The 17,419-nt window shown below is 58.2% G+C and carries 13 protein-coding genes; 5 read left to right on the top strand and 8 right to left on the bottom strand.

What is annotated here, in order from left to right; genetic code table 11:
* The first annotated feature begins 4 nt into the window (after positions 1-4).
* The 4 genes from CAUR_RS01560 (at position 5) to thpR (ending at position 4,785) form a co-directional block, all read left to right on the top strand.
* Positions 5-412 carry an Hsp20/alpha crystallin family protein gene (locus CAUR_RS01560; protein WP_012256211.1) on the top strand — a complete coding sequence of 136 codons (408 nt, stop codon included), beginning with the start codon at positions 5-7 and terminating at the stop codon, positions 410-412.
* Entirely contained in the window at positions 409-2,781 is a 2,373-nt protein-coding gene (lon, locus tag CAUR_RS01555) for an endopeptidase La (RefSeq protein WP_012256210.1), read from the top strand. Before CAUR_RS01560 ends, lon begins: the two co-directional genes overlap by 4 nt.
* A 372-nt stretch (positions 2,782-3,153) precedes the next feature.
* Positions 3,154-3,936, top strand: coding sequence for a thioredoxin domain-containing protein (locus tag CAUR_RS01550; protein ID WP_012256209.1), 783 nt, complete (start codon positions 3,154-3,156; stop codon positions 3,934-3,936).
* Between the two features lie 276 nt (positions 3,937-4,212).
* Positions 4,213-4,785: an RNA 2',3'-cyclic phosphodiesterase gene (gene thpR / locus CAUR_RS01545; protein ID WP_012256208.1), complete on the top strand. Its 573-nt coding sequence runs from the start codon at positions 4,213-4,215 to the stop codon at positions 4,783-4,785.
* 212 nt (positions 4,786-4,997) lie between these two features.
* Here thpR and CAUR_RS01540 read toward each other — a convergent pair whose 3' ends face one another.
* From CAUR_RS01540 to CAUR_RS01510, 7 genes are all read right to left on the bottom strand, one after another.
* Entirely contained in the window at positions 4,998-5,288 is a 291-nt protein-coding gene (locus CAUR_RS01540) for a hypothetical protein (RefSeq protein WP_012256207.1), read from the bottom strand.
* A 10-nt stretch (positions 5,289-5,298) separates the two neighbouring features.
* Positions 5,299-7,110: an autotransporter outer membrane beta-barrel domain-containing protein gene (locus CAUR_RS01535; protein ID WP_162015840.1), complete on the bottom strand. Its 1,812-nt coding sequence runs from the start codon at positions 7,108-7,110 to the stop codon at positions 5,299-5,301.
* A gap of 1,702 nt (positions 7,111-8,812) precedes the next feature.
* Positions 8,813-11,002: a beta strand repeat-containing protein gene (locus tag CAUR_RS01530; RefSeq protein WP_012256205.1), complete on the bottom strand. Its 2,190-nt coding sequence runs from the start codon at positions 11,000-11,002 to the stop codon at positions 8,813-8,815.
* A gap of 182 nt (positions 11,003-11,184) precedes the next feature.
* The gene (locus CAUR_RS01525) at positions 11,185-12,171 is read right to left on the bottom strand and encodes a hypothetical protein (RefSeq protein WP_012256204.1); all 987 of its coding nucleotides are present in this window, start codon (positions 12,169-12,171) and stop codon (positions 11,185-11,187) included.
* 28 nt (positions 12,172-12,199) lie between these two features.
* On the bottom strand, positions 12,200-13,108 hold the full coding sequence (locus CAUR_RS01520) for a hypothetical protein (protein WP_012256203.1): 909 nt from the start codon (positions 13,106-13,108) through the stop codon (positions 12,200-12,202).
* A 237-nt stretch (positions 13,109-13,345) separates the two neighbouring features.
* Positions 13,346-13,840, bottom strand: a complete 495-nt coding sequence (locus tag CAUR_RS01515; RefSeq protein WP_012256202.1) for a DUF3592 domain-containing protein — start codon at positions 13,838-13,840, stop codon at positions 13,346-13,348.
* Positions 13,841-14,002: 162 nt separating this feature from the next.
* A complete protein-coding gene (locus tag CAUR_RS01510; protein ID WP_012256201.1) occupies positions 14,003-15,433 on the bottom strand; it encodes a CSLREA domain-containing protein in 1,431 nt (476 codons plus the stop codon).
* 362 nt (positions 15,434-15,795) lie between these two features.
* Between CAUR_RS01510 and CAUR_RS01505 the strand changes: the two genes are divergently transcribed.
* A complete protein-coding gene (locus tag CAUR_RS01505) occupies positions 15,796-16,836 on the top strand; it encodes a vitamin K epoxide reductase family protein (RefSeq protein ID WP_012256200.1) in 1,041 nt (346 codons plus the stop codon).
* Positions 16,837-16,889: 53 nt separating this feature from the next.
* Here CAUR_RS01505 and CAUR_RS01500 read toward each other — a convergent pair whose 3' ends face one another.
* Entirely contained in the window at positions 16,890-17,039 is a 150-nt protein-coding gene (locus CAUR_RS01500; protein WP_162015838.1) for a hypothetical protein, read from the bottom strand.
* Between the last annotated feature and the right edge of the window lie 380 nt (positions 17,040-17,419).

The raw sequence follows: 17,419 nt of genomic DNA, 5'->3' as shown, positions 1-17,419 counted from the left end.
AGCAATGAGTGATTCTTCGTACATTCGTATTCTGCGTACCCGACTGCCTTACGTCCAGTTCGATACGCGACCCTGGACGCCACCGCTCAACGTGTTCGAGACCGACCGGGAGATGATTCTGGTCATTGAGCTGGCCGGGGTTGATCCGGCGACCTTACAGATCGAAGCCTATCCCGAACTGGTCAGGATCGCCGGTGCCCGGCAGCTCACGCTGCCGACCGGTCTGCGTCGTCTGCACCGGATGGAGATTGCGGCCGGTGTGTTTCAAATTGAGGTGCCATTTGAACGATTGATCGATCCCGAACAGACCAGTGCTCGCTCGGTGCATGGGTTGCTTGAGATTCGCCTGCCCTTTGCCGGACGTACACTACGCCAGGTCGTTATTCCAGTGCTGGAGGGAGAACAATCGTGAATGATCCAAACCCAATGCAACGTCCGCCTATGCCGGAGATACCGGATGTCTTGCCGGTATTGCCGATTAACAACGCGATCCTGTTCCCCGGCATGTTTTTGCCGCTGGTGGTGAGTGGTGAAGCCTGGGTACGGCTGGTTGACGAGGCAGCACTCTCTACCAAGATCATCGGCGTCTTCCGCCGCATTCAGTCCGGCGCCGAGTTTGAGCCGGAGATGCTGGCCCAGACCGGCACGGCAGCCTTAATTGTGCGGATGATGCGCCTGCCCCAGGGTGGCGTGCAACTGTTGTTGCAAGGGCAGGCCCGGATCAAGGTGCAGCGGTGGGTGACCGTCAAGCCATATCCCCAGGCGCACGTTACGGTCGCTCTCGATCCAGTTGATGTTTCGATGGAGACCACCGGCCTGGCGCGAGCGGTACTGGCAGGTTTCCAGCAGATCGTTGAGCAAAGTCCGAATTTGCCCGATGAACTGGCGATTGCCGCCGCGAACGCTCCCCATCCGGGCATGCTGGCCGATCTGATCGCGGCCAACCTGAATCTGAATCTCGACGATCAGCAAAAGGTTCTCGACACGTTTGATGTGCATGAGCGGCTGCAACTGGTGTTGCGTCTGCTTGAGCGTGAGCGCGAAATCCTGTTAATTGGCCGCAAAGCCCAGGAAGAGGTCTCGAAGAACCAGCGCGAATACGTGTTACGGCAACAGCTCGAGGCAATCAAGCGCGAGCTAGGCGAAACCGATGATCATGCCGCTGAAATTGCCGAGTTGCGGCGGCGCATCGAAGAGGCCAATCTACCGGCTGAAGCCCGTCAGGAAGCAGAGCGCGAGCTGTTGCGCCTTGAACGGATGCCCCCTGGCGCAGCCGAATACACCGTTGCCCGCACCTACCTCGACTGGCTGCTCGATCTGCCGTGGCACACCAGCACCGAGGACAATCTCGATATTACCCAGGCCCGCCAGGTACTTGATGAAGACCACTACGATCTCGAACGCATCAAAGAGCGGATTATCGAGTATCTGGCGGTACGCAAATTACGCCGGGAAGAAGGTGCTGACAACGAGGCGCGTGGTCCGATCCTCTGCTTCGTCGGTCCGCCCGGCGTGGGCAAGACGAGTCTGGGCGCGTCAATTGCCCGGGCGTTAGGGCGTAAGTTTGTCCGGGTTGCCCTCGGTGGTGTACGCGATGAGGCCGAAATTCGTGGTCATCGTCGCACTTACATCGGTGCCCTGCCCGGTCGGATTATCCAGGGGCTGAGTCGGGCCAAGAGTAACAATCCGGTGCTGCTGCTCGATGAGGTGGATAAGCTCAGCATCGGCTTTCAGGGCGATCCGGCAGCGGCACTACTCGAAGTGCTCGATCCTGAACAGAATGTCGCGTTCGTTGATCGTTACCTGGATGTACCGTTTGATCTGAGTAAAGTACTCTTTGTTTGTACGGCCAACCGGGCTGATACCATCCCGCCGGCGTTGCTCGACCGGATGGAACTGCTGGAACTTGCCGGTTACACCGAACAAGAAAAGCTGGAAATAGCCCGTCGCTATCTCATCCCGCGCCAGCGCCGTGAACAGGGCATGACAAATCGCGGGCCAGAGTTGACCACAGCCGCCTTGCAGCGTCTCATTCGCGAATACACGCATGAAGCCGGCGTTCGTGATCTGGAACGGCGGATTGGGGCGATCTATCGCAAGATGGCGACCCGTCTGGCCTCGGAACAGACGCTACCCGATCAGGTTGATGCGGCTGATCTCGACGACCTGCTAGGGCCGCCGCGCTTCCGCAGCGAGACCATCCTCGGCGACAATGAAGTGGGGGTGGTTACCGGGCTGGCCTGGACACCGACCGGCGGTGACGTGCTCTTCGTTGAGGTGAGTGTCATTCCGGGCAATGGTCAGCTCATCCTGACCGGTCAATTGGGTGATGTGATGAAAGAATCGGCGCGGGCCGCCCTGACCTACGCCCGTTCGCGCGCATCCGCTCTGGGTATCGATCCAGAGGTCTTCCAGAAGAGTGACATTCACATTCACGTGCCGGCCGGTGCTGTGCCGAAAGATGGCCCATCGGCAGGCATCACCATCGCCAGTGCGCTCATCTCGGCGCTGACCAGACGCGAAGTTGACAAACGGATCGCGATGACCGGTGAAGTAACCCTCCGTGGCAAGGTATTGCCTATCGGCGGTGTCAAAGAAAAACTACTTGCCGCGCAGCGGGCCGGTGTGCGCAAAGTTCTGCTCCCTACCGAAAACGAGATCGACCTTCGCGACGTACCTGCCGAAACGAAGGAGCAGTTGGAGATTGTGCTGGTCAAGCATATGGACGAGGTACTGCACGAACTGGGTCTGGAAATTGCCCCGCAACCGGTGAGTGAGTAATCGAGCGACACGCTAGTGGATTGGCGTCGGCGTAGGGGCGACGCATGCGTCGCCCCTACACCTGTCATCGAATTTGATATGATGTCCAGCCTGAAGCCCGTGTTACCGGGGAACGACTCTGTATTACCGGCCACGTCATACCATCCGGCAAACGGCTGTATCTCCTGTGTGAGCAATCTGCCAGGTCAGATGCAGTCACGATAATCGCTTAAGATGTGGCTTACCCGATACACGATAGGGGGAGCAGCCAGTTCCTATGGGCGTGCTACGTCACGCCTCATGGTAGCAACCCAGGTTATGCCCATTCTCTGTGTCCTCCGTGTCTCTGTGGTGACAAAGGTAGCAACTTGAGTTGAAAGATAGGTTCTGCGCATGCGTGTTCGTCTCCTGGTGCTAATAATGTTGCTCTCGCTGACAGCCTGTACCGCAGCGACACCAGTGCCGTCGCCTACAGCCATTCCTCGCCTACCCACAGTCACACCCGAACCATTGTCGCAAAGCACACCGACTCCACGCATCATTCGCCTGAGCGAATCTCCTTTACCCGTCTTCACCCCAACACCAATCCCAACGCCGGTTATCTCTGCGGACGGCATCACCACCGCCAGTATGGCGCAGCTTGGCATCAGTGCCGAACCGTATGCGATCCTGGGCGATCCCAACGCACCGGTGACCATCATCGAATTTACTGATTTTGGCTGTACCTTCTGCCGTCGCCACCACGTGCTCACCTTCCCTGCCTTGCGGGAAGAATTCATTTCCAGCGGCCAGGTCTTCTACGTGGTCAGACAGCTCCCGGTCACCAGCCCGCATGGTGATCAGGCGGCGTTGGCTGCGCTATGTGCCGGCGAACAGGGCAAATACTGGGAGATGCACGACCAGCTCTTCGCCGCCGGCGATGCCTGGTACAGCGATGCTACCACTGCCCGCAGGCGGATCATCGCGCTAGCGACCGATCTCGGTCTGGATAGCGCCGTGTTGCAACGCTGTATGGAACATCCGGCGACCCAGGCGACGCTGGCCCGCCACGTGAGCGAAGCGCATGCCTTACGGGTGTTCGGTACGCCGACCTTTTTCATCAACAATCAGCTCTTTGCCGGTGCCCAACCGATTGCACGCTGGCGTGATGTGTTGGAGGGAGGAGGGAGGAGATAGGAGATAGAAGATAGAAGGTAGAAAGTAGAAGATAGGATAGATAGAGGAGAAAGGGGAGAGGGGAGTGAGGGCATCTCCCTCAACATATCTACCTGATACTCTCTCCTCACTCCTAATGCCTATTTCCTATCCCCTAATGCCTATCTCCTAATACCTAATGCCTATCTCCTATCCCCTAATGCCTATCTCCTATTTTCTATTTCCTATTTTCTATCTCCTCAGTTACACTTATCATGCAAACAGGTAAAGATAATCTGAACGCAAAGCGTATTCTGTATGTCACAAACCCCACCTGCTGAACCAACCCTCCGCCTCTTCATCGCGCTCGAACTGCCGCAGCCAGTGCGCGATGAGCTGAAGCGCATTCAACAACGTTTACAAGGCCACAGCCGGGCCGCACGCTGGACAGACCCAACCGGGATGCACCTGACCCTACACTTTCTCGGCGAAACGCCGGAGCGCCTGGTTGAACCGTTGCTGACCGGTTTGCGGTCGGTATCGGCACCTGCCCTCTCGCTCACCCTCGACCGCCTGGGCTGTTTTCCGGCCAACGGCGCCCTGCGCGTGGTCTGGGTTGGCCTGCGCGGCGATCTGGCAGCGCTTGCCACCCTGCACCGGTCACTCGCTACGGTCATCCAATCGCTCGGCTTACCGACCGAAACGCGGCCTTTTGTACCCCACATTACCCTGGCTCGTGCGCGACCCAACGCCACAGCCGCCGATCTGCGCGCCCTGCGCACCGCATTGGACACCGTTGCTCCGCAATCGTTGACCTGGCAGAGCGATTCGCCGCGCCTCTTCCGCAGCCAGTTGACCCCACGTGGCGCGGTGTATACGGTGTTGGGATAACGATTCCGGACACGTCCGCTATACCGGCGGTATAGGATGCGTAGCGGCTTGTGGCCGGTGGTCGCCACATGGGAGATGGTTGCTACCGGTCACGCTGGTGTCTCCCGATAAACGCATATCTGATGCGATCATCAGGCGTATCGAGAGACACCACCGGCAGCGTGTGCTGCGCATCGTACTGCGGCATGGTACAGCGCACGCCACGTTCGCGCTTACGGACTATCACGCATAATCAACGGTGTCCAGACCTGATACGTCACCTCGACACCACCCCAGAACCCACCACGCAACGTATAGCTGCCGCCACTCAGCACACCCGCATCGCTCTGCCCGACCGTACCGCCCAGCGCGTAACTCCCGCCGGTGCTGACCGTATACCCGCCACCATCCACCGTCCACCAGTTCAGGTTGTAAGGGCCGCCGGAAGAGGCCAGGGCAAGCGCAGATAGCAGCAGAAGAAGCGGAATCAGGCCAGGAACGAGGAGTCTACGGATACCTCGCATTGTCCACCTCCTACTGAAGCACAACCAGCATCCGAATAACACCTGTGCCATCATCCAGCCCTTCCAGCGCCTTACCGATGACCGTTCCTTGCGGTGGGTTGGTGCCGGCGCGCATCGCGTGACCAGGTGTCGCCGAGGCAACCAGCAGATCGCCAGGCTGGATAGGACCGTTCTCCGTACTCACCTTAACCGGTACGACCCCCACCACTGCCAGCGGGATATGGCCTTCCAGGTTGCCGTCTACCGGCTGACCACCGATAAAGCCCGGTCGGGTTGAGTAGACCCCAACGACAGTAGCCTGGTAGGGTTGCGTACTGCGGGCTAGCCTGCCATCTGCACCGATGACAAGCACATCCCCCGGTTCCAGACCGGAAACAGCGGGCAGCATCTCGGCAAAATCGGCGGCAGGCGTGCTAAAGCCTACATCGGATTGCACCTGACCGGTCGATGTCACCCGGAACAATGTATTGGTTTCTGCATTGTTCACGGCAGTGATAAAGTCGCCGGTACCCGTACTACTCCCCTGCAAGTACAGGACATTCCCACTTTGTGCATTGTAGAAATGGGCGGTATGGAAACCACTATTGTTGGTGAAGTAGGCTGCCATTCCCTGACCGGTGTCGGTATTATTCACCCGTAACGCAGCTTTATTGCGGCCATTGCCATTCCCCTCAGCATAGAGGGCGATCCCATCGCTGGTGTTTTCAAAATACCCACCGTAGCCATTGCTGCTGTTACTCTTGCCTCGGACGCCGTAGTTAATGCCGCTGGTGTCGGTGGCAACGCCATACACGCCGGTACCAGAAGGACTGATGCTCCCACCATACACACCGTAGGTAGTTCCGGTATTGGCAACGGCAAGGCCATACACACCTCTACCGGAGGTGCTGGTGGTTTCGCCAAAAACACCTGTGCTTATACCAGTCTCGGTCGTGGTACGACCATACACGCCAATGCCGGACACACTCGTTCCGTAGACGCCCCATCCACCACCGTCATGTGATCCCCACACCCCGATCCCGGTTCCTCCAGTACCTTTATTCAACCCACGCACTGCGGTAGAGGTGGCCCCAGGAAGGGAGGAAAATGGCACCTCTCCCAGAATAGCCACCGCGTCATTACTGGTAGACCTTGTGACGCCGTGAATACCGGGTGCCGAACCTGACGACGCCTGGTGAATACCGTAGACACCTGTACCGTTCGGGCTGTTGCTCCTGCCATAGACGCCGTAGGTTACGCCACTGGTGGCAGCAGCGTAGCCCATAACACCCGCAGCGTCGGAACTAGTACTGTCGGTCTGCACGAAGACACCGTAACCGAACCCACCTGCGGCTGTATTTTGTACCAACAAGCTGGCATCCACAACCGATCCAATCACCTGCGCCCCTGGCCGTAGCCCCAATGCATACGGCGCTGCTGTCAGGGCGTGCCGTGGGGAAAGGGTAGTATAGCCGCTATCGCCGCTACACTGCACGGCGATCTGCAACCAGCGCACATCGCCGGTAAACACGCCGGTGCCAAAATCCAGCGTGACCGTGAACAGGCCGTTGCTGACGGTCACGCCGGTCTGGGTGAGGGTGCTCCCGACCTGTGCGCCACCGCTGACCGCATCCCACAGACTAAACTGGAAACTACAGGTGCCGTTGTATGGACTACCATTCTTCTGAAGCTGGCCCTGGTAGGTGAAGGCCGTGCCGAGGGGTGCTGCTTGAACAGAGCCGATCATCAGGATAACGCTTACGAGAAGCACACCTGCAATCCCGATGAGCCGATGACGAGTCGGTTGCCGTCCTGCGAAGAAATGTCCACTATGGTTGCTCATACGTCTCTCTTTCTGCGCTGTTGGGTAAGGAAGATTGCGTACAGGAACAGCAACCGAACACCCTGATAACGGTTGCACCATCTCCTGCCTGCCTTCTTCGTGCCGACAACAATGCGAACGTTCCGGTGCTGACCAGCGGGTCTGGCGAAGAATGTGGTTCGTCATCACCTCCCATTGCGACGTGCTTCCATACCCATTGTTCGTATCGGGTGCTCCGACCGGCATCGTGTGCAAATCACGTCGAACGGTGTGGGTGCGATCATAGTCGCTGTGGCAGCGTGCTTGACACGCTCAGCAATCCATTCGGTTTTGGTGATTTATATTCACAGTGCAGCAGGAGAACACTTTTCCCGATAGTATAATGAACAGCCTGCCACAAGCAATAGAGAAATGAATAGTCAGGCGGGGTGATCAATCTCCGTGTCTTACCCATGCGCCTCTATCCCGGCATTGCGTATGCTGGCTTGCGTACAAGTGGCACCGGGTATGCAGGTACTGTCGCGATAGTTACCGATCCGGTGCGGCGCATACGGTGCTGCGGCAGGTTTGTGAAGGCGGATGCCATTCTGTAGCGGTAGTTCCCGCCCCCCCAGCGGGCTATGCATTACCCATAACTATTTTGTCAACCTCTTCACGCATCAGCAGCGCCTATCGTATCGTGCACGTTCCTGGGCACTATCGCGTTGTAACGCTGTAGCGTGAGTCGCACGTCACGAATGGGAAACGTATGGTCGCGGTGGTGGCGGAGGGAGACGGTGTATCAGACGGTGGGGCATGCTTCCAGCCTGCCGGCGGAGCCAGCCCCTGACGGCGGTGGCGATGATGCCGGCACGCGGGCTGGAAGCCCGCGCCACAGGGAGCGCTTGCAGCCCGGTCTAACGCAGCGTGACCTGTGGGTAATGCATAGCAGCGGGGGCGGGTGAGTGTGGGGGCGTGTCTGTATCCCCTGGGAGTGCGCGCCTCCGGCGCGCTCGCCACCGACACCAGCCCGGCATGCCCTGGGAGCGCGCCTCCGGCGCGCTCGTCATCTGAACCAGCTTGTGAAAGCGGAAGTCATCCTGTACCGATAGTTCCCGCCCCCAGCGGGGGCGGGGTAGGGTGGGGGCGTGTCTGTGTTCCCTGGGAGCGCACGCCTCCGGCGCGCTTACCACCTGACCCACCACGTGCTAGCGGGAGTCATCCCGTACTGGCGATTCCCGTCCCCAGTCGGTCCTATGCATTACCCATAAGTCACGTGGTAGGCAGTGGGGTGCCGCATGTAACATGTGGTGGCTCCCCGTGACGCAGGCGGAAAGCCCGCGTTGCAGTCATTCCCGCTACCCCGTCAGGTGCTCACCGTAGCCGCTGGTGCACAGGGTGGACACCTGTCCCATGGTCGGGCATGACGGCCCCTCCGCCTCACCCAACCCGCCGATCTGGTCGTGCGGGCTGACGCTCTGCCTCACAACCTGCAAGCCCCTGCGGGGCTACCCCGCAGCACGCCCGGTCCCCACTCCCCGCCGTCAGGCAGCTCCGAAGGGGCTTCTATGAATTGAGGTAGAGTTGTAACCCGCCGACTCGCCGGCCATCACCCCCGCTCCCGCACGCGAGCTATGCAGTATCCGAGGTATGGGTTATGCATAGCCCGCGTTGTGCGGGAGAGGGGCCGGGGGTGAGAGCCATCAGATCATCCTCAGACCAGAAGCTGCGTGTCAGCGTATGCCTACGGTGCCTTCACTACCAGCGGTAGGTAGACGAAAGACGATCTGACCAGATAGCTTTCACCTGTGGTGAAGGGCAGGCTGCTCAGGGAGTTACCACTCGGGTCGGTAATGGTAGCTGTTGCAGGAACATCCAGCCGTAGCGTCCCGCTGCCGGTACCGGTATTGACCGTGACAGTGTAGGAACTGCCGGAGCCACTCACACCGGTGATGCCGACGCCACTCAGGCTGTCAGTGGTCGTCAGACTGAAATCACCGCTATCCACGCCGGTCACGGCTTCACTGAACGTGACCGTGAAATTCACGCTGGCGGCACCGGTCGGATTGGGGCCGGCACGGGTGATGGCGGTGACGGTCGGCGCTCCCTTATCCACCGTGTAACTCTCACCGGTGAAGTTGCCGTTGCCGGCCCCCAACCCAGCCAGCGGATTACCGGCCACGTCCACAATCGAGTCGTTGTCCACCAGGGTCAGCCCCAGTGTTCCGCTGCCGGTGCCGGTATTGACCGTGACGGTGTAGGAACTGCCGGCGCCGCTCACACCGGTGATGCCGGCACCGCTCACACCGCCGGTCGGGTTCAGGCTAAAGTCGTTGCTATCCACGCCGGTCACGGCTTCACTGAACGTGACCGTAAAGCTCACACTGGCGGCGTTGGTCGGGTTGGGGTCGGCGCGGGTGATAGAAGTGACCGTGGGAGGAGTTACATCCAATTCGTAAGAACCAATATCGCAGGTCGCACTACTGTCGCCATTGCCGTCCTGCGGACGGGTGACGCCGTTCTGCGATTGGTTGTTGACCGGTGCAGCGGCGCAGATGGCGTTGCTCCCCTTGTCAATGGCCGGGCTATCGGTGTTGAGCGGGAAATAGGCAGGCGTGCCGGCGAGTGTGCCCAGGTTCGGATCCTGCCCGATGATGTTGCCGTTCACGCCATTAGTCAGGTTGCAGGCATTAGTACCTGTGTTCTCGATCAGATTGTGGTCGGCAGATGCGACCGATCCCCGGCAATCGCCACCGAAGCTATTGGCGATGATGGTATTGTTCAACGTCAACGTGCCGGTGGAGCCAATGCCGCCGCCGTTAGGAGCTCCGTTGTTCGAGAACGTGCTGTTCGTGATAGCCAGCGTGCCGACGGTGTCGTTGTAGATTCCGCCGCCGCTGCTGGATACTGTGTTGCCTTCGAATGTGCTGTTGGTGACGGTCAGTGCGTTCGCATTGTAAATGCCGCCGCCGTTGGTTGCTATGTTGTTCGAAAACGTGCTGTTGGCGATAGTCAACGCGCCCTGGTTGTAGATGCCACCGCCGTCGAAGGCACCTGTCTGGTTGGTCGAGAAGGTGCTGTTGGTAATGGTCAGTGTGCCCGAATTGTACATTCCGCCGCCGCTGTTACTTGCTATATTGTTCGAGAGCGTGCTGTTCGTGATAGTCAGCGTGCCGTTGGTGTCGTTGTAGATGCCCGCACCATAGTCTGCCATGTTGTTCGAGAGCGTGTTGTTCGTGATAGTCAGCGTGCCGTTGGTGTCGTTGGAGATTCCGCCGCCGCTAATGGTTGCTGCGTTGTTCGAGAACGAACTATTTGTGATAGTCAGCGTGCCTGCATTGTAAATGCCACCGCCGCTGGTGGTTGCTGCGTTGTTCGAGAATGTACTATTCGTAATGGTCAGCGTTCCCGTGTTGTCGATACCCGCGCCGAAGCCTGCTGCGTTGTTCGAGAGCACGCTGTTGGTGACGGTCAGCGTGCCGCTGTTTTGAATGCCGCCGCCGAAGCCAAGGGAATACCCATTGGTAATGGTCAACCTTTGCAGCGTCAGGTTCGCGTCGGAGTTGATAAGCAACACCTGATCGCTGCCACCGCCACTGATGGCAATGTTCCCGCCGCCGTCAATCGTTAGCGCTCCCGCTCCGCCAGCAATGAAGGGCAAGACGGCAGCAAGCGTAATTGTCCCGCTCACGCTAAAGGTAATGGTGTCGTCAGCAGCGCTGTTAGGGCCGCAGTCGCCGTTGCCGGCATTGTTCGCCGATGCGATGGCTTCCCGCAGGGTGCAGAATCCATCCCCCGCCGTGGGCATTGCAGTGTCTCCCAGACTGTTCACGACAAAGCCCGCTGCATACATCGAGCGGACGGGCAGTCCTCCGACTATCAGCGCCATCACGATCAGAAGAGCGAGCATTCGGGGAAATCGGGTGATCGTCATACAGCCTCCTGAGTTGTACCTGTTACGATTGCGTACCTGAACGACGTGCGGCTCTGTGCGTTTTTGCCGCAAGATAAGGCCGGCCAATTCGAGGACATCCCCTGCGCCGCGCAACGGTCAGCGCGACGAACATCGTGAGGCGCCGATAGCGTATCTGGTAGCCTGCGATCAATCGTCTGTTGTCAGCCTTTCCAGGTTGAGATGGGCAGACGACTGCTGCCGCCCATCGCGGCTGCGGCCTTTTCGCCTAACTCCCGAAACTGGGCTGAGAGCGAATTCAGGCGGTCGACCCATTCCGGACTCGGTGTCTGGCCTGCGATGGCCTGGAAGTAGACCTGGACAATACACGCCATGGCAAAGGGGTCAATTAGCGCTGCTTTCAGCGCATACGCGGTGATGATGGCGATGATCAGCGTCCAGAACCCACCCAAACCCGGCATCACGCTCACAAGTGCGGCAACCGGTGCAATCACGATCAGGAAAATCACAAAGGACAATATCCAGGCAAAGATGGTGAGGAAGACCGCATTTTTGAGCAGCAGCCGGTAGTTTTGGGCGTACAGGATCACGCCGTCACGAGCGCTGGCCCAGCTATTCGCTTGATCGGTGCGGATGATGTAGGCGAGAATGGCCTCGTCTACATACGTCAGCGAGAATCTGATCACGGCTGTCACAAACTCCATGGCGTTGGTTAGTCCTGGGATGGGCAGAAAACTGCTGATAGTCAGCAGCGTGCTGTTCACGGTGCGGATGATACCTTTGATGAGCTGATCGAGGCCAAAGAGCAGTGAGGCTTCGGCGAAACGCGCTTTCACGATCTGAGAGGCATACGCGATCTGCCCCGTTCCTTCCGGTATGGGTTGGTCATCCATCAGGCGTACCAGTACTGCAATATGCCCCGCTTTGACAATGTACATCAGATACTCACGGGCAAAGTACAACGCGCCCGACACGAACCCAAAGCCGAACAATCCGCCCCAAAATGCACTGCCACCTGCGGTCTCGGCATCGCCAAGGACGCTGCCGATCAGGTATCCGATACCGGCGCCACCACCGGTTGCCACGATGTAGGCGAGGGTAATCCCAAAGTAGATGGCGAAACGGAAGCCGATAAACGGCGTGGTGCGGATGAGCAAACTGAAAGCCTTGCCGATGCTGAAGTCCCACATGGTCTTTGCTCCTCTCGTTGAATGCATCTCAGGGGATGGAATAGGAAAGCAGCACGATCTCGGTTACGCCGGTATCGCTGGAGTCCCGCGATTTGACCAGACCCACCCCTGACGCATACCAGGCAGAACCAGTTGTAGTCGTACTCAACGCTGTAGCACCTGCGAACGAGATGTCAAACCTGGTTGTGCAGTCAACTCGCAAGGCTTCGAGGTTGCCGACGGGCACGCTCACCCGTTCCACTCCGATGGCTTTGCACGACAACTGCATCGTGTTGCGCAATGCTACGGTTGTGCCGCCAATATCAGATTGACCGCCATAGACAATGGTCTGCGTCCATTCAGCGCCTGGCTGAGGATCGGCGGGGAATGAGATGCCGGTATTGGACTCCACCGTAAACGTGAAGTTCATCTGGTCCGAGAGAGCGACGCTGGGGTTGGAACCGGCTGACAGACCGATGAGATTGCCTTGCTGACATTGCCAGCTTCCCTGGCGGGTAGCGCCGCTGCTGAACACATCCTGATCGTCGAAGCCGTCTTCGCGAACCTGGGTGATTGTCCGCACGAACGTATCGCTGCTCGCGCCGCTGATCTGGTATTGCCAGGTAGCGCCCTGAACTACGGGGTAGTAGGGGTTCTGGCACTGACCGGCGGCAGCCACAGGCGGAACAGGTGCAGTGGGGTTCTCTGCCACCGGTGAGGGTTGAACGGTCGGAGTGGGGTTCTCTACCACCGGTGAGGGTTGAACGGTCGGAGAGGGGTTCGCTGCCACCGGCGACGGTTGAACGGTCGGAGTGGGGTTCTCCGCCACCGGCGACGGTTGAACGGTCGGAGTGGGGTTCACCGCCACCGGTGACGGTTCAACCGTCGAACTGCCGCCTGACGAGCAGGCGGACAAAGCCAGGATCACTGCAATCAGGACGAAACGAGTGATGGGCATTGTATATCTCCCTTGCACAAGCGATCATAAGGATGACGGTAGATCAATGCCTGGTGGTTTGCTCATCGACAGTAACCACCTCATCGCCTGTTCGTCAGAACGAGTGTCTATTACTGCAATGAAATCATGTGTCTCTGCGCGTATGTGGTAACTATCTGTTCATACCTTGCGGGTAATCAATGCGCTGCCTGTCGGTTCGCCAGTTATACGTATGCCTGTGCAATGCGCAGTAAGTAGTTAATGACTCACAGGGGACCGGGATCGTCGCAGCAGCAGACCCAGCACGCCCAATATCCCGCCCAGCTTCAACAAGATGAGGAGCCAGTTGAGCAGGGCAAAAATCCCCAGCACCACAAACAGTCCACCAAAGCCAATAAACACGGTAGATGGCAGCCAGGTGAAGGGCGAGTCGATCACCGCAAATTCAGGGTTCTCCGGATCGTAGAGTACGGTCACTTCCTGGCCGCGACGATAGGCGGGAGGATTACTGCTTGTCGGGTCTTGAAACCGCACAACCTGCCCCGTACTGGTGGTGAATTCCACCACGGCCTTATAGCCGGTGCTGCCCCTGGAACTCCGCACCTCGTCCAGATCGACAACCACCCCACTAGCCGAGAGGTGTGATGAGGGTACCATCCAGTCGCGAGCGAAGAGACCGACCCCGACGAAGATTGCTCCGAAGATGATCATGATGAATCCACCCGTCAGATGGCTAAACAATTTTGTGATCATGTGTGCCCTCCAGTCGTTGATGTACTACAAAGTTGCCATTGCCATCATCGTCCCGCAGCTTGCCCCCTCCTGAACGGCTGGGAGATAGCTGTATTGCGATACCTCTCAGCATACACAAGAAGCGTCTACAAAACGTCTACATGCATACCGTGCTGGCCCGACTCATGACTGTTTCAGTACCAGGGGCAGATGAACCCGCTGCACTTGAAGCTCATACGCGCCGATGTCACACGTTCCGTCTTGGGGACGGGTAACGCCGCGCTGGTCGGTAGCCGGACAGTCGCTGTTGGTACCGGCATTAACCGCAGGTGAGGTCAGGGCAAGCGCCCGTGTTGGGGTGAAGCCGCCGTTGTTCTGCAACGGGCCGAGTTGTGGATCAACATTGTTCAGATCACCACTGGCCGTCAGTAAACTGGCGCAACTATTATCGTTACTCAGGTTGTAACCCTGTGATGTTGGTGGTGTAGAGATAAAGCAGTTCCCGCCGGGTGTGTTGTAGGCGAGGAGAGTGTTTTTGAGCGTTGCCGGCGCGTCGAAGAGAATCCCACGGCTCGTGTTGTGACTGATCGTGCTGTTGAGCACGCTGAGCGAGCCGGCAAAGTGTCCGATTCCGCCGGTATTATTGCTGGCGAAGTTATTGCTCACCGTGACATTGATCAGCGTCAGGGCGCCGTAGTTCTCGATTGCCCCTCTGGCGACTGCGGTGTTGCTGATGATGCTACTGGCGGTGATGGTCAGCGGCCGATTGCTGAAGACACCACCGCCTCTTTGAGCAGCATTGTTGCGCACGATAACGTTCTCCAGGTATCCGCTACCGGTACCGGGACCACAGCCAATGCAAAAGCCGCCGCCAACATCACTGCTGCTCGTACCGGTCGTGGCATTGTTTTCGATGATCACGTTGTAGAGTTCGAGGCGGCCCCAGCTTAGCAATCCAGCACCACCTTCTCGAGTCGCAGCAGGCAGGCGACCATTCCGCACGGTGAGGTCTCGCAGCACCAGAAGGTCATCCTGAAATCTTACAGGTGCCCTGGCTACAAGATGGAAGACCCGATCAAGCTGATTGCCGTCCACAACCGTGGTTGAAGCACCATTGCCTTGAATGATGAGCGTGCGGGTCACTGCCGAAGCTGTTGCGAAGATGTCCAGATCACCGGTGGTATTGTTATCTTCACCTGCGCCAGCGATGTTCAATGTGTAGACGCCCGCCGGCAGGGTGATGGTGTCGTTGCCACTACCGGTCGGACAGGCGTCAACTGGACTTTGCGTATTCACCGCCTGGATCGCCTCGCGCAAAGAACAGTCACCATCACTATTCAGTTCATCATCGGTGGTAGTGACGACGATTGAGCCGGCACTCAGCGTTGGCCGGGCGTTGTGAAGCAGGAGCCATCCACCAACCACACCGGCCACGATCATCAACATAATCCAGCCCCAGGAACGGCTTTCGATGAAGCTTCCCCACCTATCCTGAGCGTAACGTCTACCTTTCAAGATGGAGCGAGAAAAGGCATGTGAGCCAGAGGTATAAACGAGCTTGCCCACCAGACCACGTAGCGTGGGTAACGATAGTACGGTGTTATGTCGTTCCATACTCGCCTCTTGTGTAGTTACACATCGTTCGTGGTTGTCTCCAGCATACACAAGAGGCGTCTACAAAACGTCTACATGCATACTGCGCTTGCCAGGCTCATGACTGTTTCAGCACCAGGGGCAGATGAATCCGCTGCACCTGAAGCTCATGCGCACCGATGTCACACGTTCCGTCTTGTAGATGGGTGATGCCATGCTGGTTGGCAATCGGGCAGGTGTAGCCTCTCTCGAAGTCGACCTCGCAGGGTGGATGAGCAGGTTGTGTTGCGGAATATGTACCAGTTTGTTAGTTAATTCGGGCTTCAAAGCGACTTGAACAACCAATACAATGCATGGTAATCGCTCAAACAGAGGAGGTTCCTATGCGCACACGTTGGTTATGGGTAGGCTTGCTCAGTAGCCTGCTGGTAATTGTTGAATGGTTGTCGCTGCCTGATGCCCTTGCCCAGTCACCGGTGGCGCGGGCTGTTCTCTTCTTCTCACCCACCTGTCCTCATTGCCACGTGGTGTTAGATGAGGTCTTGCCACCCCTGCAAGCTCGCTACGGTGATCAGTTGCACATTCTGACCATCGATGTCACAACTCCCGACGGCATGGCACTGTACGAAGCGGCCATCACCACCTTTGCCGTTCCGCGTGAACGCTTCGGGGTGCCGGCACTCTTTTTCGAGCAGGTACATCTGGTCGGTAGCACGGAAATTCCTGCGCAGTTGCCAGGCTTGATCGAACAAGCTCTGACCACGGGTGGGAGCCGGTGGCCGCCCATTCCCGGTCTGGAACCGTATATCACCCGCCTTGAAGCAGGTACGCCATCACTGCCATCTGCCTCTGCCTCTACCTCCCCATTCAGTCGCGATCCGGCCAACACGCTGGCGTTACTCGTCCTAACCGGCATGGTGATCGTTATCTTCATAACTATTCGTCGCCTGCGCTGGCCGTTTGATCGGTCATTGCCGGCATCCAGCAATCGCCTCATACCGGTGTTTGCGGTTGTTGGTCTGGTGTTGGCCGGTTATCTGGCCGTGGTTGAATTGAGTCAGCAGAGCGCTGTGTGCGGCCCAATCGGCGATTGTAATCTGGTACACCAGAGTCCTTATGCCCGTATCGCGGGGATTCCGGTCGGATTGGTAGGCGTAGCCGGCTACCTGGCTATTCTTGGGGCCTGGATGATCAACTATGTTCGTGATTGGCGGGTAGCCCGCCAGTTGTTGGTTGGATTCGTTCTGGTCGGCACACTCGTTTCGCTCTACCTGACCTTCCTCGAACCATTTGTGATTGGGGCGACCTGTCTCTGGTGTCTGCTCTCGGCAATCACGATGACCACCCTGCTCTGGTTGGTCGCGTTGCCGGTTGATCGTCCGGTCATGCGAGGGCGGCGGTCACTTTCGGCGGCAAAACGGTAGCACTTAGCTGTACTATCGTGCTAACAACTGTCGCATAGGCGTATGGACGCTTGCTAATTGCCAACGACATCATATCCTACTCCCAGTCTGCTGGGATGGCAGCGAGGCGGGCTGACGTCCATCGGCGGTGCCATCACGCGCTGGATGGGTTGCCTTACCCGCTCGTTGTGCGTGTGGCGCGGCGTTTGGAGTGCGGCAGCCATGCTGCCGCACCAGCCGTGCTTCGTGCCGGGCGCGAGTCACGCTGTTGACCCTGCTGACCACGGAGATGCTGTGTGCTCGTCACTAGCATATCTGTTGGTAACGAATGAGAGAGTCTCTAGTCAATGTTTTTGAAACAGGTTCTACTCCCCGTCTGCTGGGATGGTGGCGAGGTAGGCTGACGACCATCGTCGGTGCTATCACGTGCTGGATGGGTTGCCTTACCCGCTCGTCATGCGCTTCGTGCCGGGCGCGAGTCACGCTGTTGACCCGGCTGACCACGGGGTGCGGTGTGCGCTCGTCACGAGCATACCTGTTGGTAACGAATGAGAGAGCCTCTAGTCAATGTTTTTTTGAAACAGGTTCTACTTCCAGTCTGCTG

This window comes from Chloroflexus aurantiacus J-10-fl (assembly GCF_000018865.1).
In the GTDB taxonomy this organism is placed as follows: Bacteria; Chloroflexota; Chloroflexia; order Chloroflexales; family Chloroflexaceae; genus Chloroflexus; species Chloroflexus aurantiacus.
Note: the sequence above shows the minus strand (reverse complement) of the source record. Positions and strands in the feature narration are given on the sequence as shown.

Coding starts and splice junctions, on each gene's coding strand:
- CAUR_RS01560 (WP_012256211.1), top strand. CDS start 5: ATGAGTGATTCTTCGTACATTCGTATTCTGCGTACCCGACTGCCTTAC.
- CAUR_RS01550 (WP_012256209.1), top strand. CDS start 3,154: ATGCGTGTTCGTCTCCTGGTGCTAATAATGTTGCTCTCGCTGACAGCC.
- thpR (WP_012256208.1), top strand. CDS start 4,213: ATGTCACAAACCCCACCTGCTGAACCAACCCTCCGCCTCTTCATCGCG.
- CAUR_RS01540 (WP_012256207.1), bottom strand. CDS start 5,288: ATGCGAGGTATCCGTAGACTCCTCGTTCCTGGCCTGATTCCGCTTCTT.
- CAUR_RS01535 (WP_162015840.1), bottom strand. CDS start 7,110: ATGAGCAACCATAGTGGACATTTCTTCGCAGGACGGCAACCGACTCGT.
- CAUR_RS01530 (WP_012256205.1), bottom strand. CDS start 11,002: ATGACGATCACCCGATTTCCCCGAATGCTCGCTCTTCTGATCGTGATG.
- CAUR_RS01525 (WP_012256204.1), bottom strand. CDS start 12,171: ATGTGGGACTTCAGCATCGGCAAGGCTTTCAGTTTGCTCATCCGCACC.
- CAUR_RS01520 (WP_012256203.1), bottom strand. CDS start 13,108: ATGCCCATCACTCGTTTCGTCCTGATTGCAGTGATCCTGGCTTTGTCC.
- CAUR_RS01515 (WP_012256202.1), bottom strand. CDS start 13,840: ATGATCACAAAATTGTTTAGCCATCTGACGGGTGGATTCATCATGATC.
- CAUR_RS01510 (WP_012256201.1), bottom strand. CDS start 15,433: ATGGAACGACATAACACCGTACTATCGTTACCCACGCTACGTGGTCTG.
- CAUR_RS01505 (WP_012256200.1), top strand. CDS start 15,796: ATGCGCACACGTTGGTTATGGGTAGGCTTGCTCAGTAGCCTGCTGGTA.
- CAUR_RS01500 (WP_162015838.1), bottom strand. CDS start 17,039: ATGGCTGCCGCACTCCAAACGCCGCGCCACACGCACAACGAGCGGGTA.